Raw genomic sequence first — 21,889 nt, 5'->3', positions numbered from 1 at the left:
GTCATCAGTTCCAACCTTGCAAGAGATATTTTGAAGCATAACAAGCAGGGAGCCCATTTATGTGGTTGGAAAGATGGTCAAGAAACGAAGCAGCAAAGATAAAGATCTTACAGAAACAGAACAACAGCTCCTTCACGAGATGATAGAGACCTATCAAGGCTTAAAGATGATGTCACGCATCATGAAATTGATTGCCTTCATTCTCTTTATGTTTGTAATAGATTTTTCCCGTTGCGTGGACACCATAGAGAATAGCTTCTCACATCTTAAAAGATGGATAACAAAAAGTTAGATATCTTAGAATAGCGACCCTTTGGACCTCTGGTTTTGCTAAAAAACCACCCCGAAAAGAACTCTTGATTCGTAATAATTAGAGAGACGTGTTGCAAAATCCTATTCCCTAACTTTTATTTACGCGTCCCTCACTGTAAAAAATATATGGAAAATCAATAAATTATTTGTGATAGAAAAGAAAAGTGGCTCCCCGGGCCGGATTCGAACCAGCGACCAACCGGTTAACAGCCGGTTGCTCTACCGCTGAGCTACCGGGGAACGGTGCCCAATCATTTAATTGAAAAGGCTATAGCTTGAAAAGGCTATAGCAAAGCAATACTGATTTGCAAAGGATAAAATTACTTTTTTTAAAAAAATATGATAAATTGTGTAATAAGAGGAAAAAAGGCGAGAGAATATTTCTACACCTTGACGGATGCGTTGCCTTCCCTTATTGAAACCTTTATGTTTGTTGACGAGGCCTCGTGGCGGAATGGTTACGCAGAGGACTGCAAATCCTTGTATCCCGGTTCGATTCCGGGCGAGGCCTCCAGCCGATTTTAAACGAAACGGCTTTTAAGGGAGATGAGGTATAGGAAAATAGATTATTTCCCTCTATTCTTGTGAAGACACTTTTGTATGAGAGATTATACAGTTAAAATCTAATTGTTGACTGTAGTATCCTTTTTTGTAACGCCCATAGTTTAAGAGATCTTTATCCCTTATTGTCGCTGTTTTGTTTGTTTTTTGTAGGTTAGGAGAAAATATTCGTTATGGTTGCAGATTTTGCTGAGCTTCGTCGCAAAATGGTTGACAATCAAATTCGTACAGTCGATGTAACGGATTTATCAGTTCTTGAAGCCTTTTTAACGGTGTCTCGTGAAGATTTTGTATCGGAAGATATGAAAGTGTTAAGTTATCTTGATACCGATATTGTTCTATGTCCAGAGCAAGATGGGGTTCCTGCACGCTATTTGATGAAACCTGCATCTCTAGCGAAATTACTACAGCTTGCCGCTTTAAAATCATCAGATGTTGTTTTAGATATTGGTGCAAATAGTGGTTATTGTGCAGCGTTGCTTGCAAAACTTGCAGGGTCTGTGATTGCGCTGGAAAGTGATAAATCTCTCTTTGAACGTGCTCTTGAAGCTTTAGAACGGAATCAATGTGATAATGTGGTTGTCGTTCATGGTCCATTAGAGAAAGGATATGCCGTTGAGGGACCTTATGACGTGATTTTCATTGAGGGATCTGTTGATTTTATTCCTCAAGGTATCTTTGATCAAATGAAAGACTGTGGACGTCTTGTTGTGGTTGAAGGGCATGGAAATGCTGCTGTTGCACAAATCTATATAAAAGAAGATGGGATCATCTCGGCTCGTCGTGCTTTTAACCTCGCTGTAAAGCCTCTTCCTTGTTTTTTCAAAACACCTGGTTTTGTGTTTTAGTGCTTGTTTGTTTTGTGAATAAAAGATAATTTTGTAATTTATTTGGGGTTTGTTATTGTGTGTATTATGTTTAGAGTAAACAAGAAGTTTCAGGCGTGTTTATTGCTGGTGTTGAGTGTTTTACTATCAGAGGCTGTTTGTGCTGAAACATTGATGGATGCCTTTTCTAAGGCTTATAAATATAATGCTAAGTTGAATAGTGAACGTGCAGCTGTGCGTATATCCAGTGATGATGTTGTCATTGCGCGATCGGGGCTATTGCCACAGGTTGAGGGGGTTGGGAACTATGGGCGCAATAAGTCTTTTACAGGTCCTTATGTCACTTCTGGATCTATAGGAGTGAGATTAAATCAAAGATTATTTGATGGTTTTATCACGCAAAATATCTTTTCTTCAGCTCAAGTTAAGTTGCAGGCCCAGCGTGAATATCTTCGTAATGTTGAACAAAATACGTTTCTGGAGGCGGTGACCGCTTATGCTAATGTCTATCACGCACGTCGTGTTGCCGATCTTCGGAGAGAAAATTTGGCAGCTCTTGAGGAACAAGTTCGTTCTAATAAAGCAAAATTTGATGTGGGTGAAGGAGGGCATGTTGATCTTGCTCAAGCTCAAGCTGCACGTTCCGTGGCGGTTTCAGAGCTGAGTCTTGCTCGTTCTGATGTAAAAGCAGCAGAGGCAGTGTATCGACAAGTTATTGGTTCTGATCCTGAAAAGTTAAAACGCCCACCTCTAGCCAAAGATTTTCCCGTCAACCTTGATATGGCTTACCAAATGAGCGTTGTGATGCATCCAGCAATCCTTTATGCTAAATATTTAGTTGATGCGAGTGCTTATAATGTAAAGGCGAAAGAAGGGGCATTGCTCCCTAAAGTTGATTTTTCTGCAACAGCATCTTATAATCGAATCTACAGCGGGGTTGGAGAAGATGGCGTTTCTAAATCTGTAGGATTGTCAGTAAGTGTCCCAATCTTTGAAGGAGGGCGTACATCTGCGCAAATTCGCCAATCAAGGGAACAGCTTGGACAGGCGCAGCTTCAACTCGATTTGGCGCATAGTAATACGAGGCAAGCACTGACTTCTGCTTGGTTTCAGTTGGAGGGCGCACGCTCATCTGTTGTTGCTTACCGTGAAAGTGTTCGTGCTGCTGAAATTGCTCTGAAAGGTCGTGTTCAAGAAAATCGCGTAGGGCAAGCAACGACGCTGGATGTTTTAAATTCTCGTACTCTATTGATTAATGCTCAGATTGCGCTTGCAATGGCAGAGCGTAATGCTGTTGTGGCGAGCTATAGTGTTCAGTCTTCTATTGGTAAATTGACTGCGAGTTATTTAGGTTTAAAAACAATTAAATATATCCGATAATGTATAAAAGTATCTCTTTAATCTTAAATTATTTTAGTTTTTAAAAGATTAGTAAATCAACAGTTGAATATGTTGAAAGATATTGCGGCGAGATATTATTTTTATAAGTGTAGAAAACTGTGTGTAGCGCCCTCTTTATGACAAGCATATTTGAAAATATCGTAGGAGGCATGTTGATCTTATAATTCTTTTGCATACACTGAAAATATGATTCTATTTGTTGTTGCGTCTTTGAGAGGTTGTAAAGTATGGTACAGAGTTCAAGCGTGTTACGTGAGCCAAGTATGGATGAAATTTTAACATCTATTCGTGAAATAATCGAAGAAAATGCGGTTCAATCTGATCACTTTTTAAATGAAGATGTTGCAGTGAATGCTTCAGAAGTGGCATCCGAGGGTATTTATGATACAACCTTATCGGTTGATGATGCTATGAAAGCTTTAGCTGATCGTATTGGTCTTTCTTCTGAAAATCAAGGAGGGAAGATAACGCAAGAGAAAGAGGATATAGAGGCAGAAAATAATACAGTTGGTATGGATATGCAAAAGATGAAGCTTTCTTCTGAAGAACGGAATTCTGTTTATAAAGCAAAAGAATATGAAGATGAGATAAGGAAATCACAGTCAGACGCTGGAAGGGATGGTCATGTGGAATTGTCTGCATATTGTATTTCTTCTGCAGAAAAGATTGCAAAGGATGTGTTGCGTCCGGCTATAGCGGAATGGTTACAGTCTAAATTGCCTATTTTGCTGGAAGATATTTTGCGTGAAGAGATTGTGAAGGCGATTAAAAAATCGTCTTAATTATTTTTATGTTTTTCATTTTATGGGGATTTTGTTTGCGATTTTGCGAGCTCTCTAGTGAATGGCTGAGATTCACGAGATTCTGATCAGGTTTTGATCATATATTGTGTTTTTCAGCGGCGTTATGGATGGATAGAATGTTAGAAAAAAACTATGATGCTGCCTCTATAGAGCAACGGGTTGCAAAGAGATGGGAGACTCGTGGGGCTTTTAAAGCGGGAGCTGGTTCTAAAAGCGGTGCAGAACCTTTTTGCGTTATGCTTCCTCCTCCTAATGTTACGGGCTCACTTCATATGGGGCATGCGCTCAATACGACAATTCAAGATATAATAGTTAGATTTCAGCGGATGCGTGGCAAAAATGTGTTGTGGCAGCCTGGTATGGATCATGCTGGGATTGCTACGCAAATGGTTGTGGAACGTCAACTTGCAGAACGTCAAGAGCCAACGCGTCAAGAAATGGGGAGAGAAAAGTTTATTGAGCGTATTTGGGAATGGCGTTATGAAACTGGAGGCGTTATTGCAAACCAGTTGCGTCGCCTTGGGGTTTCATGTGATTGGTCGCGTGAGCGGTTTACAATGGATGAGGGGTTGTCGCAGGCGGTTCGTGAAGTCTTTGTCACGCTTTATAAGCAAGGGTTGATATATAGGGATAAGCGCCTCGTCAATTGGGATCCTAAATTGTTGACAGCTATTTCAGATCTTGAAGTTGAGCAAAAAGAAGTTCAAGGACATTTGTGGCACTTTAGATATCCACTTGAAGGTAAAACTTTTGATCCAAATGATGCTACAACTTTTATAACAGTGGCGACAACACGACCAGAAACAATGCTTGGTGATACAGGAATTGCTGTTAATCCTGAAGATGAGCGTTATAAAAATCTTATCGGTAAAAATGCTCTTTTGCCGCTTGTTGGTCGTAAGTTATTAATTGTTGGTGATAGCCATGCTGATCCTGAGGCTGGAAGTGGTGCTGTAAAAATCACACCGGCTCATGACTTTAATGACTTTGAAGTAGGACAGCGTAATCATTTACGCTTGATCAATATTTTTACCCAGCAAGCCGAGATTTTTCTTCGTGAAAATGAAGCATTTTTCGATGGTTTGATTTTATCAGATGAATTAAAAATGTTAGTAGAAAACCTCGATAAATCTGATCGTTTTGTTGCTCGCCAGAAGATTGTTTCTTTGATGGAAGAACAGGGATATTTAGCTTCTGTTGATGATCATACCCATATGGTTCCTCATGGAGATCGCAGTGGTGTCCCTATTGAGCCTTTTTTGACAGATCAATGGTATGTTCATGCTGCTGAATTAGCAAAGCCAGCGATAGAGGCTGTTCAACAAGGCAAAACGCAGTTCGTTCCAGATAACTGGAAAAAGACGTACTTCAATTGGATGGAAAATATTCAACCTTGGTGCATTTCTCGCCAATTATGGTGGGGACATCAGATTCCTGCTTGGTATGGTCCTGATGGAACGGTTTTTGTTGAAAAAAGTGAAAAAGAGGCTTTAGATTCAGCTTTTGCTCATTATGGTGAGGTTGTTGAATTAATCCGTGATCCGGATGTTTTAGATACTTGGTTTTCATCAGCTCTTTGGCCTTTTTCAACATTAGGATGGCCAAATAAAACGACTGAATTATCTACTTTTTACCCAACATCTGTATCTGTGACAGGATTTGATATTATTTTTTTCTGGGTTGCTCGTATGATGATGATGGGACTTCACTTTATGGGTGACGTTCCTTTCCCAACGGTTTATGTGCATGCTCTTGTACGGGATCAAAAGGGTGCAAAGATGTCAAAATCAAAGGGAAATATTATTGATCCCTTAGAGCTTATTGATCAATATAGTGCTGATGCACTTCGGTTTACTTTAGCTATTATGGCAGCACAAGGTCGTGATGTAAAACTTGATGTTTCCCGTATTGCTGGTTATCGTAATTTTGCTACGAAATTGTGGAATGCTACCCGATTTGCACAGATGAATGGTGTGAAGCATGATCCAGCTTTTAAACCAGAACAAGCAAAATTGGCGCTTAATCGTTGGATTTTAACAGAGTTATCTAAAACAATTTCAGCAGTTACGACTGGTATTGAACACTATAAATTTAATGAGTCTGCTGCCACTCTTTACCGTTTCATTTGGAATACATTATGTGATTGGTATTTGGAGCTTCTCAAACCTATTTTTCAGGGGGAAAATGAAGATGCTAAAAATGAGGCTCAAGCTTGTACTGCTTGGGTTTTAGATGAAGTTTATAAACTTCTTCATCCTTTTATGCCTTATATGACGGAAGAGTTGTGGTCTCTTACAGAAACGCAAGCCATCAAGCGTGAGGATATGCTCGCATTGACAAAATGGCCAGAGGAAACATTGATAGATGAAGAAGCTGCTGATGATATTAATTGGCTTATTGATGTCGTCACAGGGATTCGGTCTGTACGTTTTGAAATGAATATTCCAGTGGCTACACAAGCACCTCTTGTTGTTGTCGAAGGAGGGGAAGTAACGCGAGAGCGTATGAAGCGTTATGATGCACTTCTTAAAAAATTAGCGCGTATTGAAGTTATTGATTTCTCTGATAAAGTTCCGGAAGTATCAGCACAAATGATTTTGGGAGAGGCTGTTTTTTGTTTACCATTAGGACAGTTGATTGATTTGGAGGCTGAACGTGTTCGTTTGAGGAAGGATGTCAGTAAAATTGAACAAGATATTGAAAAAATATCGCTTAAGTTAAACAACCCCCAATTTATAGCAAATGCAAAAGCAGAAATTGTTGAGCGTGAGCGGAATAGGGTTGTAGAACTGCGTGCAGCGCAGAAAAAAATATTTGTTGCTTTAGAGCGGTTAGATTGATTTCAACTTTTTATTTTTTTGATAGATAATTGCATACCAGTAGGGCTAGTATAGATCTTCTTTAAAAGGAAACTTTTTCTTTTGTTAGTTTTTCATGAACGATCATAAAATCTCTACTGAAATCCATTGTTTTATGTTTATCATTAAAGAGACATCTTTTAAGGCATTCAAGCTTATTCCACGACGTAGATCATGAATGGTATAACGGTAAATCCATTGAGCTTCCCTTCTTTATGCTTGTGAAGTAACAAGCGCTGGGAGCACCATTCTGTCCAATATCCGGACAACCCTTAGCTCAAACCGTTCGTAAGAGGCATTTTTAGTTCTTTCTTACACAGAGTTTTTATCCACATAGCTCTCTCTACTTGTAATGTGCAAGCGGATGGTTTTGATTGATTTAACATGGAACAAGTTTGGAATGAGAGAATCTTACGATATTCGAGGTCCTCATTCAACATGCAAAATGGTAAAGTATCATTAAAATCAATATCTTGTTTTATTTCTGTAAAATATCATCATTTAGAGTAGCAATATAAGGCATGTAAAATTACATATGTGGTATTTTTTGTATGTAGTGGTGAGTATTCTGAGGTAAAACTTGTGTGTAAAGTATGAAGTAACCCCATGTGAAATGATGTTAGGTGCAATCCGTTAAACAAAAAGCTGTATTGTTTATAGATTGACGGAGGCAAAAAACTTCATCTTTAAGGTGGTAAGGCAGTCGTGAAGTTATAAGTTAACTATCATCATTATATTTATCCATCTTTCGTATTGTTTTTTATACTCAAACGTTTACCATTCATCATGTATTCTCTTCGTTCTCAAGTTGCTGTTTAATGCACGTTATTCTATTGAACGATTTTTGCTCATACGTATAAAATTTTAAGATCGATAAATCCTATTGGATGGTTTTTATCTATTTGTTTTTTCTTTTAAAATTTTTACTTTAAAATTGCGTATGCTTCTTACTAAGAAAAAGAGTTTAAATATCTACAAAGAAATTTGTAACAGATATAATCATTAAAATTGAGGTAGGGGGAATGGTTAATAGGTTTCAGATATGGAAAAAAGTCACGATTGTTGTGATTTTAGAGGAATTCTTTTCGACTGTTTATGTAATAGATGTCAATAGCTTGCAAGAAGCGAATGATGGTTCGTTTTATTTTTTAAAACGTGGCATGTCTGTTTATAAAAATGGGCATATAACTCAGGCTATTGCAGCATTACGTTGTGCTGCTAAGAGAGGCTATATTGGTGCGAATTGGAAACTTGGCTCTATCTATGCAAACGGTGATGGTGTCCCTAAAAATGATTATAAGGCATATAATTTTTTTGCATATATTGTTGAAAAAGGTGCTGATCTTGGTTCAGAGGATGAAAGTTATGTTTCTGATGCATTGATTAAACTTGCCGGATATATAAAAAAAGGTATTCCTCAATCACCTGTGAAACCTGATCCTTCTTATGCTTCTCATCTTTATATGCAGGCTGCGGTAAACTATGGAAATCCTAAAGCTCAGTATCATTTAGGAAAAATATTTTTAAAGGGAGAGGGAAGGGAGAAAAATCTTATACAAGCAGCACGATGGTTTCAACTTTCAGCAAAAAAAGAAAATCCTTCTGCCCAAGCAATGCTTGGAAATATACTGCTTAAAGAAGGAAAAATTGTCCGTGGGGCAGCAATGTTAACTGCTGCCTATAAAAAGCTAACGTAAAAGACGAAAATTGGATTCACCCTTTGCAAGAAGAGGCTTTTGCTCTTTGTAATGAATCTGAGAGACGTACAGCAATTTCACTGGTTGCTGAGATTTTAAAGAATAACAGTTTTTAAACATCTGATTGTAATATTTTTACATTCTCTCATCTTATATTAAACTCTGTTTTCTTGTATACAAGTTCATAGTAAAGATAGCTTTTTTTGATAATCTAACGGCTAATGACTTAGGATTTTAGACAAAAATTCTTGCGTTCTCGGTTTTCTTGCTTGCGGATCAGAAAAGAACTCTTTAGATGAGCAGTCTTCAAGAATTGTTCCTTGATCTATGAAAATAACACGCTCCGATACTTTTTGTGCAAATCCCATTTCATGGGTTACACAAATCATCGTCATACCTTCTTCTGCTAAGCTAATCATGACATCGAGTACTTCACCTACCATTTCAGGATCTAGAGCAGATGTTGGTTCATCAAAAAGCATGACAAGTGGATCCATAGTTAAGGCACGTGCAATAGCAACACGTTGTTGTTGCCCTCCAGAAAGTTGACCAGGATATTTATCTTTGTGTTCAATGAGTCCAACGCGTTCAAGATATAACAATCCACGTTCAAGTGCTTCTTTTTTGCTTCGTTTTAGGACTTTGATTTGTGCAATTGTCAAATTTTCTGTGACAGATAAATGGGGGAAAAGCTCGAAGTGTTGAAACACCATTCCTACCTGACTTCGCAATTTAGGCAGATTCGTTTTTTTTGAATGAACTGGTATTCCATTAATCCAAATTTCACCTTTTTGAAAAGGGACGAGAGCGTTAATAGTTTTAATGAGTGTTGACTTTCCTGAGCCTGATGGACCACAAACGACAACGACTTCTCCTTTATTAATGTTAGTTGTACAGTTTTTAAGGACTTTAATTTCGCCATACCAATTAGAAACATTTTTTATTTCGATCATATGAGTAGACATTTTTTTTCCTGTTAGCGAATAATGGATACTTTTTTTTGTAAATACAAAACTATTTGTGACAGTGTAAAACAGATAACAAAATAGAAAATAGCTGCTAAGATATAAGCTTCTTGCTTTACACCAAAATTATTAGCAGCAATATCAAAACCATTCAAAAGGCTATGACCACTGATGGCATAAACAAGGGTTGTATCCTGAAAAAGGATAATAACTTGTGTTAAAAAGACTGGAAGCATATCTCTAAAGGCTTGAGGAAGAATGACAATGTACATACTTTGCCAATATGTCATTCCAAGAGCTTGTCCTGCATATTTTTGTCCTTGCGGAACTGAATTGATTCCAGCACGCATAATCTCAGCAAAATAAGCCGTTTCAAATGCGGTAAAGGTAATGAGTGCTGATTTATTTGCACCAATGGATATACCAGTTAAAAAAGGCAGAAGCACGAAAAACCATAAGATAACCATCACAAGTGGTATTGAACGCATAGCTGTTATGTAACTGATTGCAAACCAAGAAAGAAGTTTTATGGAAGAAAGGCGCATCATTGCTAAAAGTGTGCCGAAAACAAACCCCAATACCGTTGCAAAAAGAGTTAGAAAAACGCTAAAGAGTAAACCTGATAAAATGTAAGAACGAAATACATCAAAGGTAAAAAAGGAAAAATCAAAGTCGGAAAAATTGAAAGGAAAATAAAGTCCAAACTGAGAGCTTATGAAATTCATCATATTCAATTTCCCTTTGTTTGAAAATTAGGAATTTTGAGTATTTGTTCAATGACTGTCATCACAATGAATACGAATAAGGCTATTAGAATATAAAGGATCGTAACAAGCAAATAATTTTCGTAAACATGGCTTACTTCTTCAATTGTTTGGTATTGAAATTGCATGAGCTCATTTATTGAAACGGCGAATGCTATAGATGAATTTTTCACAATCCCCATTGCTTCTGAAGTAAGAGGTGGCATAATTGCACGTATAGCACGTGGTAGTATAATATAGCGATAACTTTGATAAGTTGTAAATCCCATTGCCATAGCAGCATAGCGTTGTCCAGAAGGAATCGCTTCAATGCCTGAACGAACCTGTTCAGCAATGCGTGCAGATGTAAAGAATCCCAATGCGCATGTTATTAAGAGAATGGGGGAAAATTTCATCGCTGGTGGATAAATCTTCGGAACAACAAAATACCACAAAAACACTTGTACAAGGAGGGGAATATTACGCATAATCTCTACCCAAATAGTACCGATAGTGCGAAATATATAATTGATTATGGATGTTTTGGGTAAAGTGCGCATTGTTCCTATAATAACACCACACAATACAGCTAATATAAGTGAAGTGATAGATAATATAATTGTATTTTTTAAGCCATCGAGAAGTGTATCTAAATAGGTATGACTTACGCCGGGAGTTCCCAAGCATCCTGTTACCAATGTTTGAGTAAGGTCATCTCTACAAAGGAAAGAAAAGTCCATTAATTGATATTCCCTCAAATTAGTCATTCACAAATAGGACAATAAACCACGCGCATCTACATAGTCCAGATTTATTAAAAAGTGAATTAAAATATAAACCACACTCAATTTCAAAAGAGTGTGGTTCTTCTTTATTAAACTCTATAAATCTTTTTCTGCGTAGCTTTCTCGAGGCTTATTATTTGGGTGATCCCAAGCATATCTTGTTTGTTTTGATAAGGGAAGGTTCATAACAGTGTTAGCAGGTGGGATCGGTTTCATAAACCACTTATTATAAAGCTTTTCCAGTGATTCATCTTTAATCTGACGTACGATACTATCGTTGATTGTTTGTTCAAATTTTTTGTCATTTAATCTGAGCATACAGGCAATAGGTTCGACTGAAAGTACAGTATCAAGAATGACATAATCAGATGGATTCTTTGATTTAGCAATATGTCCAGCAAGAATTGAAGCGTCCATGACAAAAGCATCTGCCTTACCAGATTCTAATAATAAAAAACTATCTCCGTGATCTTTCCCCTTTAAAACTTTAAACTGAATGTTTTTTGCACGTTTATTTTTACGAATAAGTTGAACAGATGTTGTACCGGTGGTCGTTGCAACTGTTTTTCCATTTAAATCCTCAAGAGATTTAATGTTAGAGTTTTTCTTTACAGCAATCCGAACCTCTTCAATGTATGTCGTATAAGCAAATGCTGCTTCTTTACTGCGGGCAATATCATGTGTTGTTGAGCCGCACTCAAAATCATAGGTTTTATTTTTTAAGAGAGGAATTCTATTTTGAGAAGTGATGGGAAGATAATGAATTTTAATTGGTTTACCAATTTTTTTTGAGATATCATCAATGATCCGTTCTGCCATTTCTGTATGAAAACCTACATATTTATTATTACCAAGGGCGTAGGCTAAACCAGATGATTCACGGACACCTAAAGTAATTTCCCCTGTTCGTTTTATTTTTTCAAGAGTATCATGTTCAGCATGCGCGAAACTTGAGAATCCAATGGCCGTTGCTGCAATAAGCATTAATAATGATTTCTTCATTTATGTCCTCCATTCATTTATTTTTATTTTATTTGCTTAAGATATACTGTTTATATGCTGTAGCATAGTTATTATTTTTGAGTGGAATTTTTTTGTTGTCTCATGAAATAAGGATTTTACTTTCTTAATTGATATTAAGGTGGATCCAAACAGGAACGTGGTCGGATGGTTTTTGATATCCCCTTACTTCTGTTTGGCTATGAGCGCAAATTAATTGATCAACAGCTTCTGGTGATAATAATAAATGATCAATGCGAATCCCATTATTCTTAGGCCAGGCACCTGCCTGAAAATCCCAAAAACTGAAGGAGGGAGTATCGGTGACATTCCGGATAGCATCATAAAAACCTAAATGAAGAATACGTTGGAATGCTTTTCTTGTTTCTCGAAGAAATAAGGCATCTTGATACCATTCTTGAGGTTTTTTTGCATCTAATGGAGTGGGGATGACATTATAATCACCTGCTAGAATAAGAGGTTCTTCATACGCAAGCAATGATTTTGCATGTGTATATAATCTTTCCATCCATTCTATCTTATAGGAATATTTTTCACTCTCAATAGGATTCCCATTTGGCAAATAGAGAGATGCAACACGAACAACACCTTTGTTTGTTGAATAAACAGCTTCAATGTAACGTGTTTGTTTATCATTATCATTGCCTGGTAATCGACGGATCACTTCATCTGGTGTTTTTTTAGAGAGAATCGCAACGCCATTAAAACTTTTTTGTCCGTGTGTTTCTATATGGTAACCTAAATTTTCAATTGTATCGCGTGGAAAATTTTCATCAATACTTTTAATTTCCTGTAAACAGACGATGTCCGGTTGGCTTTGCTGCAGCCATTGACATAATGTTTCATGTCGCGCTTTTATTCCAGCAATATTCCACGTTGCTATTTTCATGGTGCTCATCATTAGATATCAAATATGCAATTCAATTTACTGCTATGTTTTACTACAGTCACATCGCTGTTTTTTTGTTTATAGGGGATATTACTATGGTAAATTAATTTATCAAGAGTAGCGGTAAAAGCAAATTTAAAGCTTTAAAATTTAATTTATTTTCATTTTTAAAAACTTTCTGCTGTTTAGTTCTTGACGAATGTACGTGTTCTCGCTATTAGAAATGAACATAACCGATGTGGATGTAATCAGGTGTTTTGGATATGAGCCGGAAAATTATTCACAGGTGTTAAGAAGATTAAAAGCAAATGCTAGTGCAAAAGGCTATTGCCTTCTCTGCTTATGGTCGGGTAAACTGTTTTGTACAGGTATGCCCGATTTTGTGTGTAGACTTAGATATCTGCTTCGATTTTGTTGGGGTGGATAGAAATGAAAATAGAAAAGCCCGATTGGGTGAGACGAATGTAGATCGAAAAGAGGAAGGTTGCATGCCTACCGTAAACCAGTTGATTCGCAAGCCGCGTGTGGCGCCAGTTAAACGTAATAAGGTTCCTGCTCTGCAGTCGAATCCGCAGAAACGTGGTGTTTGTACGCGTGTTTATACAACAACACCGAAGAAACCTAATTCTGCTCTTCGTAAAGTTGCTAAAATTCGCTTGACGAATGGATTTGAGGTGATTGGTTATATTCCTGGAGAGGGACATAATCTTCAAGAGCACTCTGTTGTAATGATTCGTGGTGGTCGTGTGAAAGATTTGCCGGGAGTTCGTTATCACATTATTCGTGGTTTGCTTGATACGCAGGGTGTCAAGAATCGTAAACAGCGTCGTTCAAAGTATGGCGCGAAGCGTCCAAAATAATATTGAGAGACAAAGCCAATGTCCCGTCGTCATAGAGCAGAAAAGCGTGAGATTAATCCAGATCCAAAATTTGGTGATTTGGTTATTATGAAATTTATGAATGCCATTATGTTTGATGGTAAAAAATCAGTTGCAGAGCGTATTGTTTATGGTGCGCTCGATTCTGTAGAAAAAAGAGTAAAAACAGATCCTGTGGCTCTATTTCATCGAGCTTTAGAGAATGTTGCTCCTCACATTGAGGTTCGTTCACGCCGTGTTGGTGGCGCTACTTATCAAGTTCCGATTGATGTTCGTCCTGATCGTCGTCAGGCTCTTGCTATTCGTTGGTTGATTGCGGCGGCACGTGGTCGAAATGAAACGACGATGATTGAGCGTTTATCTGGTGAATTGATGGATGCGGCTAATAATCGTGGTTCTGCCGTGAAAAAGCGTGAAGATGTTCATCGTATGGCTGAAGCTAATCGTGCTTTTTCTCACTATCGCTGGTAGAAGTTTTAAACTAAGGCAAATATAATGGCTCGCGAATATAAAATTGAAGATTATCGTAATTTTGGTATTATGGCGCATATTGATGCTGGTAAGACTACGATGACTGAACGTATTCTGTTCTATACCGGTAAGAATCATAAAATTGGCGAGACCCATGATGGTGCTTCTACAATGGATTGGATGGAGCAGGAGCAGGAGCGTGGTATTACGATTACGTCTGCTGCGACAACAACATTTTGGGAAGGGCAAGACGGTCGGAAGCGTCGCTTTAATATTATTGATACGCCAGGGCACGTTGATTTTACGATTGAAGTTGAGCGCTCTTTGCGTGTTCTTGATGGTGCAATAGCCTTGTTGGATGCAAATGCTGGTGTGGAGCCTCAGACGGAAACTGTTTGGCGGCAAGCTGAGAAGTATCGCGTGCCTCGTATGGTTTTTGTTAATAAAATGGACAAAATAGGAGCTGACTTTTATCGTAGTGTGGAGATGGTTGGTTCTCGGTTAGGTGCTAAAGCGCTTGTTTTGCAGTTGCCGATTGGTGCTGAAAATGACTTTGAAGGTGTTGTTGATCTTGTAGAAATGAAGGCTTTAAAGTGGGATGGTTCTATTGGTGCCTCGGCAGTGATAAGTGAAATTCCCTCTGATTTAAAGGAGAAAGCTGAAGAATATCGCGAGAAATTGATTGAGATGGCTGTGGAGGTTGATGAAGCTGCGACAGAGGCTTATTTGGAAGGTGTTATGCCAACCAACGAGCAGCTTGTTTCTCTCATTCGTAGGGGGACAGTAGAAGTTCAGTTTCATCCGGTTCTTTGTGGTACGGCTTTTAAAAACAAGGGGGTGCAGCCACTTTTGGATGCTGTTGTTTCCTATCTCCCTTCACCAATTGATATTCCGGCGATTAAGGGTATTGATGTAAAGACTGAGGCTGAGACGACACGCGAATCTTCTGATGATGCTCCGTTATCTATGCTTGCTTTTAAAATTATGAATGATCCTTTTGTTGGTTCATTGACGTTCTGTCGTATTTACTCAGGTAAAGTTCAGAAAGGTATTTCTCTTGAGAATACTGTGAAAAAGAAAAAAGAGCGTTTGGGGCGTATGCTTCAAATGCATTCAAATTCTCGTGAGGATATTGAAGAAGCATTTGCTGGTGATATTGTTGCTCTTGCAGGACTTAAGGAGACGACAACAGGGGATACTCTTTGTGATCCTTTGAAGCCTGTTATTTTGGAGAGGATGGAATTTCCAGAGCCTGTTATTGAGATTGCAATTGAACCGAAGACAAAAGCAGATCAAGAAAAAATGGGTATTGCTCTTAACCGTCTAGCAGCCGAAGATCCTTCATTTCGTGTTAAATCGGATGAGGAATCTGGTCAGACTATTATAGCTGGAATGGGTGAGCTTCATCTTGATATTATTGTTGATCGTATGCGGCGTGAGTTTAAGGTTGAAGCAAATGTTGGGCAGCCTCAAGTTGCTTATCGTGAGTCAATTACTAAAATGGCGGAAATTGATTATACGCATAAGAAACAATCGGGTGGTGCAGGTCAATTTGCTCGTGTGAAAATTGTTTTTGAGCCTCATGATGGTGATGACTTTATTTTTGAGTCAAAGATTGTTGGTGGTGCTGTTCCTAAAGAATATATTCCCGGTGTCCAAAAAGGGATTGAGAGTGTTATGGGGTCAGGTCCTCTTGCGGGCTTTCCTATGCTTGGTGTAAAAGCGACTCTCATTGATGGTGGCTATCACGATGTTGATTCTTCGGTTTTGGCTTTTGAGATTGCTGCTCGTGCGGCTTTTCGTGATGGGGCAAAAAAGGCTGGTGCACAGCTTCTTGAACCGATCATGAAGGTGGAAGTTGTTACACCAGATGATTATGTTGGTGATGTTATTGGTGATCTCAATTCTCGTCGAGGACAGATTTCAGGAACTGAAGCGCGCGGCATTGCAACGGTTGTGAATGCAATGGTTCCTTTGGCAAATATGTTTGGTTATGTGAATACTCTTCGCTCTATGAGTCAGGGGCGTGCGCAGTATACAATGCAGTTTGATCATTACGAGCCTGTGCCTTCAGCTGTTGCTTTGGAGATTCAAAAGAAATACGCGTAATTTCAGGTTGGTAATTAATTTTTAACTTAGTCCTTGGCTTGGACGAAAAATGGAGAGCTCAAATGGCGAAGAGCAAGTTTGAACGAACAAAACCGCATGTTAATATTGGTACGATTGGTCACGTTGATCATGGGAAGACCTCGTTGACAGCAGCGATTACGAAATATTTTGGTGAATTTAAAGCCTATGACCAAATTGACGCTGCGCCAGAGGAGCGCGCACGTGGAATTACTATTTCTACAGCACACGTTGAGTATGAAACGGAAAATCGTCACTATGCGCACGTTGATTGTCCAGGACATGCTGATTATGTGAAAAACATGATCACAGGGGCAGCACAGATGGATGGTGCTATTTTGGTTGTTTCAGCAGCTGATGGTCCAATGCCTCAGACACGTGAGCATATTTTGCTTGCGCGTCAGGTTGGTGTTCCAGCAATTGTTGTTTTTCTTAATAAAGTTGATCAGGTTGATGATGCAGAACTTTTGGAGCTTGTAGAGCTTGAGGTTCGGGAACTTTTATCCAAATATGATTTCCCAGGCGATGATATACCAATTGTTAAGGGTTCTGCGTTGGCAGCTCTTGAGGATAAGGATAAAAGCATTGGTGAAGATGCTGTTCGTCTTTTAATGAGTGAAGTTGATAATTATATCCCAACCCCTGAACGTCCTGTTGATCAACCATTTTTGATGCCGATAGAAGATGTTTTTTCGATTTCGGGTCGTGGAACTGTTGTTACGGGTCGTGTTGAGCGTGGTGTTATTAAAGTTGGAGAGGAAATCGAGATTATCGGTATTCGTCCAACGTCTAAGACGACGGTTACAGGCGTTGAAATGTTCCGCAAGCTTTTGGATCAAGGTCAAGCGGGTGATAATATAGGGGCTCTGCTACGTGGTGTTGACCGTGAAGGGATTGAGCGTGGTCAAGTATTGGCAAAGCCAGGATCCGTTACACCTCATACACGGTTTAAAGCAGAAGCTTACATTTTGACAAAGGATGAAGGTGGACGTCATACACCATTTTTCACGAATTATCGTCCTCAGTTTTACTTCCGTACGACGGATGTTACAGGTATTGTTACGCTTCCAGAAGGAACGGAAATGGTTATGCCAGGTGACAATGTTGCGATGGATGTTTCGTTGATCGTTCCGATAGCGATGGAAGAGAAACTTCGTTTTGCTATTCGTGAAGGTGGTCGTACTGTTGGTGCCGGTATCGTCTCTAAGATCATTGAATAAATAATGCTTGTTGAGTGCTTTGATTATTGAAGGCACTTTTTATAACAGGGAAATAAAGAGCATGAACAGTCAGAATATTCGCATTCGCTTGAAAGCGTTTGATCATAGAATTCTTGATACGTCGACGCGTGAGATCGTATCGACTGCTAAACGTACCGGTGCAAATGTCCGTGGTCCCATTCCGCTTCCGACGCGGATTGAGAAGTTTACGGTCAATCGTGGACCGCATATCGATAAGAAAAGTCGTGAGCAGTTTGAGATGCGAACACATAAGCGTCTTCTTGACATTGTTGATCCAACGCCGCAAACAGTGGATGCGCTTATGAAGCTCGATCTTTCTGCTGGTGTGGATGTAGAAATTAAGCTCTGAGGTTTGAGGACAGAAGGAACAGACCCGATGCGTTCAGGTGTAATAGCACAGAAGCTGGGCATGACCCGTATTTATAATGATGCTGGTGAGCATGTGCCGGTGACGGTACTTCGTTTGGAGAATTGTCAAGTCGTTGCTCAGCGTACAGTTGAAAAGAATGGTTATACTGCTGTTCAATTAGGTGTAGGCTTTGCTAAGGTTAAGAATACTTCACAAGCTCTTCGTGGACATTTTGCTAAGGCTTCTGTTGAGCCTAAAGCCAAAATAGCAGAGTTTCGTGTGAGTCCCGACAATCTTCTTGATGTTGGTACTGAGATTACAGTGGAACATTTTGTTCCAGGACAAAGAGTTGATGTGACTGGTACCAGTATTGGTAAGGGGTTTGCTGGTGTTATGAAACGACATAACTTTGGTGGGCATCGTGCTTCTCATGGTAATTCGATCACACATCGTGCTCATGGTTCTACAGGGCAGTGTCAAGATCCTGGTAAAGTTTTTAAAGGTAAAAAAATGGCTGGCCATATGGGGCAAGTGCGTGTAACAACACAGAATATTGAAGTTATTTCCACTGATAGTGAGCGTGGTTTAATTTTAGTGCGTGGTGCTGTTTCTGGTTCTAAAGGTTCTTGGATTTTGATACGGGATGCTGTGAAGAAGCGTCTTCCTGAGAATGCTCCAAAGCCTGCTGGTATTCGCCGTCTTGTGAAGGAGGAAGCGGAAATGGTTACTCCGGTGACGGAAACCTCTGAAGTTGAGGGAGCCTAATAATGGATCTTGTAATTAAAACTCTTGATGGTAGTGAAGCTGGTAAATTAAAGGTTTCTGAAGCTATTTTTGATCTTGTTCCGCGTGAGGATATTTTGCAACGTGTTGTTCGTTGGCAGCTTGCACGTCGTCAGCAGGGAAGTCATCAATCTCAAGGTCGTTCTGATGTGTCGCGAACAGGGGCAAAAATGTTTAAACAGAAAGGAACGGGACGTGCTCGACATTCATCTGCACGTGCACCGCAGTTTAGAGGTGGGGGTAAGGCACATGGACCGGTGGTTCGTAGCCATGAGCATGATCTTCCTAAAAAGATTCGTGCTCTTGGGTTGCGTCTTGCGTTATCTGCAAAATTAAAAGCAAAAGATTTAATTATTGTAGATGAGTTGACTGTTAAGGATGCTAAAACGAAAATGCTTGTTTCTCATTTTTCTAAGCTTGGATTTAATAACGCTCTCTTAATCGGTGGTAAAGAGATTGATATTAACTTTTTTCGTGCAGCCTCTAATATCCCGAATATTGACATTTTGCCTATTCAGGGAATTAATGTTTATGATATTTTGCGTCGCAGCAAACTTGTTTTATCAAAAGCAGCTGTTGAGGCTCTTGAGGAGCGTTTTAAATGACAGATCTTCGCCATTATGATATAATTATTAGTCCAGTTATTACTGAAAAGGCGACTATGATTTCTGAATATAATCAAGTTGCTTTTAATGTCGCGCCGAAAGCGACGAAGCCTGAGATTAAGGCTGCTGTTGAAGCGCTTTTTAGCGTAAAAGTTAAAGCAGTTAACACGATAGTCCGTAAGGGTAAAGTGAAGCGTTTCAAAGGTATAGTTGGTCGGCAGAGTGATGTCAAAAAAGCGATCGTAACTCTGGCCAGTGGTCAGACTATCGACGTTTCGACAGGTCTTTAAGAGGCTCGGAGATAGGAATAATGGCACTTAAGCAATTTAATCCAACTACACCTGGGCAGCGTCAGCTTGTTATTGTGGAACGTTCTTGTCTTTATAAGGGAAAACCTATAAAGATGTTAACTGAAGGTTTGTCTTCAAAGGGTGGGCGTAATAATCGCGGTCGTGTTACTGCTCGTTTTCAGGGTGGTGGACATAAACGTAGTTATCGGTTTGTCGACTTTAAGCGTTTTAAACGTGATGTTTCAGCAAAGGTTGAGCGTTTAGAATACGATCCTAATCGTACCGCTTTTATTGCTTTAATCCGCTATGAGGATGGGCAATTGAGTTATATTCTTGCGCCACAGCGTCTTGGTGTTGGTGATTCTGTTATGGCTGGTTTAAATGTGGATGTTAAACCAGGTAATGCTATGCCTCTTGGTAATATGCCTGTAGGCACAATTATTCATAATGTTGAGATGAAGCCAGGAAAAGGAGGGCAGATTGCACGTTCAGCAGGTGCTTATGCGCAGTTGGTTGGACGAGATCATGGTATGGCTATTCTTCGTTTAAATTCTGGTGAACAGCGTTTGGTTCCGAGTAGCTGTTTTGCAACTGTTGGCGCTGTTTCAAATCCTGATCATGGGAATATTAATGATGGTAAGGCGGGTCGGTCACGTTGGCGTGGTAAACGTCCACATGTTCGTGGTGTTGCTATGAACCCCGTTGATCATCCACACGGTGGTGGTGAAGGTCGTACATCGGGGGGGCGCCATCCAGTTTCTCCCTGGGGTAAACCTACGAAAGGTAAGCGTACGCGCTCCAATAAAGCCACTGATAAATTTATTATGCGTACGCGTCATCAACGCAAGAAATGAGAAAGGTAGTCTGAGGTGGTTCGTTCAGTGTGGAAAGGTCCGTTTGTTGACGGCTATCTTCTTGGTAAAGCAGAGAAGGTACGTGCAAGTGGGCGCAACGAAGTTATAAAAATATGGAGTCGTCGCTCTACTATTTTACCGCAATTTGTTGGTTTAACTTTTGGTGTTTACAACGGTAATAAGCATATTCCTGTTTCTGTTTCTGAAGAGATGGTTGGGCATAAGTTTGGTGAGTTCGCTCCTACCCGGACTTATTATGGTCATGGTGCCGATAAGAAAGCGAAGAGGAAGTAGGAATGGGAAAAGCTAAAGTTTCGCGCCAGCTTAAAGATAATGAAGCAAGAGCTGTCACGCGGACAATTCGTGTTAGTCCGCAGAAGCTTAATTTAGTTGCTGCAATGATTCGTGGTAAAAGAGTTAATGTAGCGCTCGCTGATTTGATGTTTTCACGCAAGCGTATTGCTGCTACTGTGAAAAAAACGCTTGAATCAGCAATTGCAAATGCAGAAAATAACCACGATCTTGATATTGATTCGCTTGTTGTGGCGGAAGCTTATGTTGGTAAGTCGATAGTGATGAAGCGCTTTCATGTTCGTGGTCGAGGGCGTGCTAGTAGAATTGAACGTCCATTTTCGCATCTTACTGTTATTGTTCGTGAAATTACCGAAAAAGTGGAGGCCGCGTAATGGGGCAGAAGATCAATCCAATAGGACTTCGTCTTGGTGTTAATCGGACTTGGGACTCTCGTTGGTATGCTGATAGTGGTGAATATGGGCGCCTTCTTCATGAGGATTTGAAAATTCGTTCATATGTGCTTGAGGAGCTTAAACAGGCGGCTATTTCTAAGGTTGTTATTGAGCGTCCTCATAAAAAGTGTCGTATTACAATTCATTCTGCACGTCCTGGTTTGATTATTGGTAAAAAGGGTGCTGATATCGAAAAGCTTCGTCGTAAGCTCTCAGAAATGACGGATGCTGAAACTTCATTGAATATTGTGGAGATTCGTAAACCGGAGATTGATGCGACAATTATTGCGCAATCAATTGCTCAACAGTTAGAGCGTCGTGTTGCTTTTCGTCGTGCAATGAAGCGTGCTGTTCAGTCTGCTATGCGTCTTGGTGCGGAAGGTATTCGTATCAATTGTTCTGGCCGTCTTGGTGGTGCTGAAATTGCTCGTATGGAATGGTATCGTGAAGGTCGTGTTCCACTTCATACCTTGCGTTCTGATGTTGATTACGGTACAGCAGAAGCTAAGACCGCTTATGGTATTTGTGGTATTAAAGTTTGGGTCTTTAAGGGTGAGATTCTTGAGCATGATCCGATGGCTTCAGAACGTCGTGCTACGGAAGCTGATCAATCTGGTTCTTCATCGAATCGTCGCCGCGAAAATGCTTAGTTTTTGAGATTGAACTAAAATTTGGAGTAGAGAA

The 21,889-nt window shown here is 39.5% G+C and carries 22 protein-coding genes, 2 tRNA genes and 1 pseudogene; 19 read left to right on the top strand and 6 right to left on the bottom strand.

Annotation, left to right across the window (positions count from 1 at the left end):
* The first annotated feature begins 61 nt into the window (after window positions 1–61).
* A complete protein-coding gene (locus ACFINE_RS06550) occupies window positions 62–292 on the top strand; it encodes a hypothetical protein (RefSeq protein ID WP_375621447.1) in 231 nt (76 codons plus the stop codon).
* 185 nt (window positions 293–477) lie between these two features.
* Here the strand turns inward: ACFINE_RS06550 and ACFINE_RS06545 are convergent.
* Window positions 478–552 (bottom strand) — tRNA-Asn (locus ACFINE_RS06545).
* Between the two features lie 200 nt (window positions 553–752).
* Between ACFINE_RS06545 and ACFINE_RS06540 the strand changes: the two genes are divergently transcribed.
* The 6 genes and pseudogenes from ACFINE_RS06540 to ACFINE_RS06515 all read left to right on the top strand — a co-directional run bounded on the left by ACFINE_RS06540 (window position 753) and on the right by ACFINE_RS06515 (window position 8,575).
* Window positions 753–826 (top strand) — tRNA-Cys (locus tag ACFINE_RS06540).
* A gap of 220 nt (window positions 827–1,046) precedes the next feature.
* Window positions 1,047–1,721: a protein-L-isoaspartate O-methyltransferase gene (locus ACFINE_RS06535; RefSeq protein WP_375621446.1), complete on the top strand. Its 675-nt coding sequence runs from the start codon at window positions 1,047–1,049 to the stop codon at window positions 1,719–1,721.
* Window positions 1,722–1,787: 66 nt separating this feature from the next.
* Entirely contained in the window at window positions 1,788–3,080 is a 1,293-nt protein-coding gene (locus tag ACFINE_RS06530) for a TolC family outer membrane protein (protein ID WP_375621445.1), read from the top strand.
* Between the two features lie 248 nt (window positions 3,081–3,328).
* A complete protein-coding gene (locus ACFINE_RS06525; protein ID WP_375612445.1) occupies window positions 3,329–3,883 on the top strand; it encodes a DUF2497 domain-containing protein in 555 nt (184 codons plus the stop codon).
* A 137-nt stretch (window positions 3,884–4,020) separates the two neighbouring features.
* Window positions 4,021–6,744 (top strand): valine--tRNA ligase, encoded by a 2,724-nt coding sequence (locus ACFINE_RS06520; protein ID WP_375621444.1) that lies wholly within the window; start codon window positions 4,021–4,023, stop codon window positions 6,742–6,744.
* 1,040 nt (window positions 6,745–7,784) lie between these two features.
* Window positions 7,785–8,575: pseudogene (locus tag ACFINE_RS06515) on the top strand (tetratricopeptide repeat protein).
* A 102-nt stretch (window positions 8,576–8,677) separates the two neighbouring features.
* Here ACFINE_RS06515 and ACFINE_RS06510 read toward each other — a convergent pair.
* From ACFINE_RS06510 to xth, 5 genes are all read right to left on the bottom strand, one after another.
* Complete coding sequence (locus ACFINE_RS06510; protein ID WP_273791447.1) at window positions 8,678–9,424, bottom strand: amino acid ABC transporter ATP-binding protein; 747 nt, start codon at window positions 9,422–9,424, stop codon at window positions 8,678–8,680.
* 11 nt (window positions 9,425–9,435) lie between these two features.
* Window positions 9,436–10,152: an amino acid ABC transporter permease gene (locus tag ACFINE_RS06505; protein WP_375621443.1), complete on the bottom strand. Its 717-nt coding sequence runs from the start codon at window positions 10,150–10,152 to the stop codon at window positions 9,436–9,438.
* Between the two features lie 2 nt (window positions 10,153–10,154).
* The gene (locus ACFINE_RS06500; RefSeq protein WP_375612442.1) at window positions 10,155–10,907 is read right to left on the bottom strand and encodes an amino acid ABC transporter permease; all 753 of its coding nucleotides are present in this window, start codon (window positions 10,905–10,907) and stop codon (window positions 10,155–10,157) included.
* A gap of 141 nt (window positions 10,908–11,048) precedes the next feature.
* Window positions 11,049–11,954, bottom strand: coding sequence for a transporter substrate-binding domain-containing protein (locus ACFINE_RS06495; RefSeq protein WP_375621442.1), 906 nt, complete (start codon window positions 11,952–11,954; stop codon window positions 11,049–11,051).
* Between the two features lie 124 nt (window positions 11,955–12,078).
* A complete protein-coding gene (gene xth / locus ACFINE_RS06490) occupies window positions 12,079–12,861 on the bottom strand; it encodes an exodeoxyribonuclease III (protein WP_375621441.1) in 783 nt (260 codons plus the stop codon).
* Between the two features lie 488 nt (window positions 12,862–13,349).
* Here xth and rpsL point away from each other — a divergent pair, with 488 nt between their 5' ends.
* The 12 genes from rpsL to rpsC all read left to right on the top strand — a co-directional run bounded on the left by rpsL (window position 13,350) and on the right by rpsC (window position 21,855).
* Complete coding sequence (gene rpsL, locus ACFINE_RS06485; RefSeq protein WP_005773262.1) at window positions 13,350–13,721, top strand: 30S ribosomal protein S12; 372 nt, start codon at window positions 13,350–13,352, stop codon at window positions 13,719–13,721.
* An 18-nt stretch (window positions 13,722–13,739) separates the two neighbouring features.
* The gene (gene rpsG / locus ACFINE_RS06480) at window positions 13,740–14,210 is read left to right on the top strand and encodes a 30S ribosomal protein S7 (RefSeq protein WP_015856589.1); all 471 of its coding nucleotides are present in this window, start codon (window positions 13,740–13,742) and stop codon (window positions 14,208–14,210) included.
* A gap of 24 nt (window positions 14,211–14,234) precedes the next feature.
* Window positions 14,235–16,319, top strand: coding sequence for an elongation factor G (gene fusA / locus ACFINE_RS06475; protein WP_375607436.1), 2,085 nt, complete (start codon window positions 14,235–14,237; stop codon window positions 16,317–16,319).
* A gap of 62 nt (window positions 16,320–16,381) precedes the next feature.
* Window positions 16,382–17,557 (top strand): elongation factor Tu, encoded by a 1,176-nt coding sequence (gene tuf / locus ACFINE_RS06470; protein ID WP_012755022.1) that lies wholly within the window; start codon window positions 16,382–16,384, stop codon window positions 17,555–17,557.
* A 61-nt stretch (window positions 17,558–17,618) separates the two neighbouring features.
* Complete coding sequence (gene rpsJ, locus ACFINE_RS06465; RefSeq protein WP_005773267.1) at window positions 17,619–17,927, top strand: 30S ribosomal protein S10; 309 nt, start codon at window positions 17,619–17,621, stop codon at window positions 17,925–17,927.
* A gap of 27 nt (window positions 17,928–17,954) precedes the next feature.
* Entirely contained in the window at window positions 17,955–18,692 is a 738-nt protein-coding gene (rplC, locus tag ACFINE_RS06460) for a 50S ribosomal protein L3 (RefSeq protein WP_375621440.1), read from the top strand.
* A gap of 2 nt (window positions 18,693–18,694) precedes the next feature.
* On the top strand, window positions 18,695–19,315 hold the full coding sequence (rplD, locus tag ACFINE_RS06455) for a 50S ribosomal protein L4 (protein ID WP_375621439.1): 621 nt from the start codon (window positions 18,695–18,697) through the stop codon (window positions 19,313–19,315).
* Window positions 19,312–19,605, top strand: coding sequence for a 50S ribosomal protein L23 (locus ACFINE_RS06450; protein ID WP_375606718.1), 294 nt, complete (start codon window positions 19,312–19,314; stop codon window positions 19,603–19,605). Before rplD ends, ACFINE_RS06450 begins: the two co-directional genes overlap by 4 nt.
* A gap of 20 nt (window positions 19,606–19,625) precedes the next feature.
* Complete coding sequence (rplB, locus tag ACFINE_RS06445; protein ID WP_375621438.1) at window positions 19,626–20,459, top strand: 50S ribosomal protein L2; 834 nt, start codon at window positions 19,626–19,628, stop codon at window positions 20,457–20,459.
* 15 nt (window positions 20,460–20,474) lie between these two features.
* Window positions 20,475–20,753 carry a 30S ribosomal protein S19 gene (rpsS, locus tag ACFINE_RS06440; protein WP_004855734.1) on the top strand — a complete coding sequence of 93 codons (279 nt, stop codon included), beginning with the start codon at window positions 20,475–20,477 and terminating at the stop codon, window positions 20,751–20,753.
* A gap of 2 nt (window positions 20,754–20,755) precedes the next feature.
* Window positions 20,756–21,145 carry a 50S ribosomal protein L22 gene (gene rplV / locus ACFINE_RS06435; RefSeq protein WP_375621437.1) on the top strand — a complete coding sequence of 130 codons (390 nt, stop codon included), beginning with the start codon at window positions 20,756–20,758 and terminating at the stop codon, window positions 21,143–21,145.
* The gene (gene rpsC, locus ACFINE_RS06430; protein WP_273791408.1) at window positions 21,145–21,855 is read left to right on the top strand and encodes a 30S ribosomal protein S3; all 711 of its coding nucleotides are present in this window, start codon (window positions 21,145–21,147) and stop codon (window positions 21,853–21,855) included. Before rplV ends, rpsC begins: the two co-directional genes overlap by 1 nt.
* Window positions 21,856–21,889: the final 34 nt, after the last annotated feature.

It is taken from the genome of Bartonella sp. AA97HXZ (genome assembly GCF_042196985.1).
Lineage (GTDB): Bacteria > Pseudomonadota > Alphaproteobacteria > Rhizobiales > Rhizobiaceae > Bartonella.
The sequence above is the reverse complement of the archived record's forward strand: the minus strand, read 5'-3'. Positions and strand labels throughout refer to the sequence as shown.

Bases quoted from the DNA above. Each gene is read 5' to 3' on its own strand.
- ACFINE_RS06535 (WP_375621446.1), top strand. From the start codon at position 1,047: ATGGTTGCAGATTTTGCTGAGCTTCGTCGCAAAATGGTTGACAATCAA.
- ACFINE_RS06530 (WP_375621445.1), top strand. From the start codon at position 1,788: ATGTTTAGAGTAAACAAGAAGTTTCAGGCGTGTTTATTGCTGGTGTTG.
- ACFINE_RS06525 (WP_375612445.1), top strand. From the start codon at position 3,329: ATGGTACAGAGTTCAAGCGTGTTACGTGAGCCAAGTATGGATGAAATT.
- ACFINE_RS06520 (WP_375621444.1), top strand. From the start codon at position 4,021: ATGTTAGAAAAAAACTATGATGCTGCCTCTATAGAGCAACGGGTTGCA.
- ACFINE_RS06510 (WP_273791447.1), bottom strand. From the start codon at position 9,424: ATGTCTACTCATATGATCGAAATAAAAAATGTTTCTAATTGGTATGGC.
- ACFINE_RS06505 (WP_375621443.1), bottom strand. From the start codon at position 10,152: ATGATGAATTTCATAAGCTCTCAGTTTGGACTTTATTTTCCTTTCAAT.
- ACFINE_RS06500 (WP_375612442.1), bottom strand. From the start codon at position 10,907: ATGGACTTTTCTTTCCTTTGTAGAGATGACCTTACTCAAACATTGGTA.
- ACFINE_RS06495 (WP_375621442.1), bottom strand. From the start codon at position 11,954: ATGAAGAAATCATTATTAATGCTTATTGCAGCAACGGCCATTGGATTC.
- xth (WP_375621441.1), bottom strand. From the start codon at position 12,861: ATGAAAATAGCAACGTGGAATATTGCTGGAATAAAAGCGCGACATGAA.
- rpsL (WP_005773262.1), top strand. From the start codon at position 13,350: ATGCCTACCGTAAACCAGTTGATTCGCAAGCCGCGTGTGGCGCCAGTT.
- rpsG (WP_015856589.1), top strand. From the start codon at position 13,740: ATGTCCCGTCGTCATAGAGCAGAAAAGCGTGAGATTAATCCAGATCCA.
- fusA (WP_375607436.1), top strand. From the start codon at position 14,235: ATGGCTCGCGAATATAAAATTGAAGATTATCGTAATTTTGGTATTATG.
- tuf (WP_012755022.1), top strand. From the start codon at position 16,382: ATGGCGAAGAGCAAGTTTGAACGAACAAAACCGCATGTTAATATTGGT.
- rpsJ (WP_005773267.1), top strand. From the start codon at position 17,619: ATGAACAGTCAGAATATTCGCATTCGCTTGAAAGCGTTTGATCATAGA.
- rplC (WP_375621440.1), top strand. From the start codon at position 17,955: ATGCGTTCAGGTGTAATAGCACAGAAGCTGGGCATGACCCGTATTTAT.
- rplD (WP_375621439.1), top strand. From the start codon at position 18,695: ATGGATCTTGTAATTAAAACTCTTGATGGTAGTGAAGCTGGTAAATTA.
- ACFINE_RS06450 (WP_375606718.1), top strand. From the start codon at position 19,312: ATGACAGATCTTCGCCATTATGATATAATTATTAGTCCAGTTATTACT.
- rplB (WP_375621438.1), top strand. From the start codon at position 19,626: ATGGCACTTAAGCAATTTAATCCAACTACACCTGGGCAGCGTCAGCTT.
- rplV (WP_375621437.1), top strand. From the start codon at position 20,756: ATGGGAAAAGCTAAAGTTTCGCGCCAGCTTAAAGATAATGAAGCAAGA.
- rpsC (WP_273791408.1), top strand. From the start codon at position 21,145: ATGGGGCAGAAGATCAATCCAATAGGACTTCGTCTTGGTGTTAATCGG.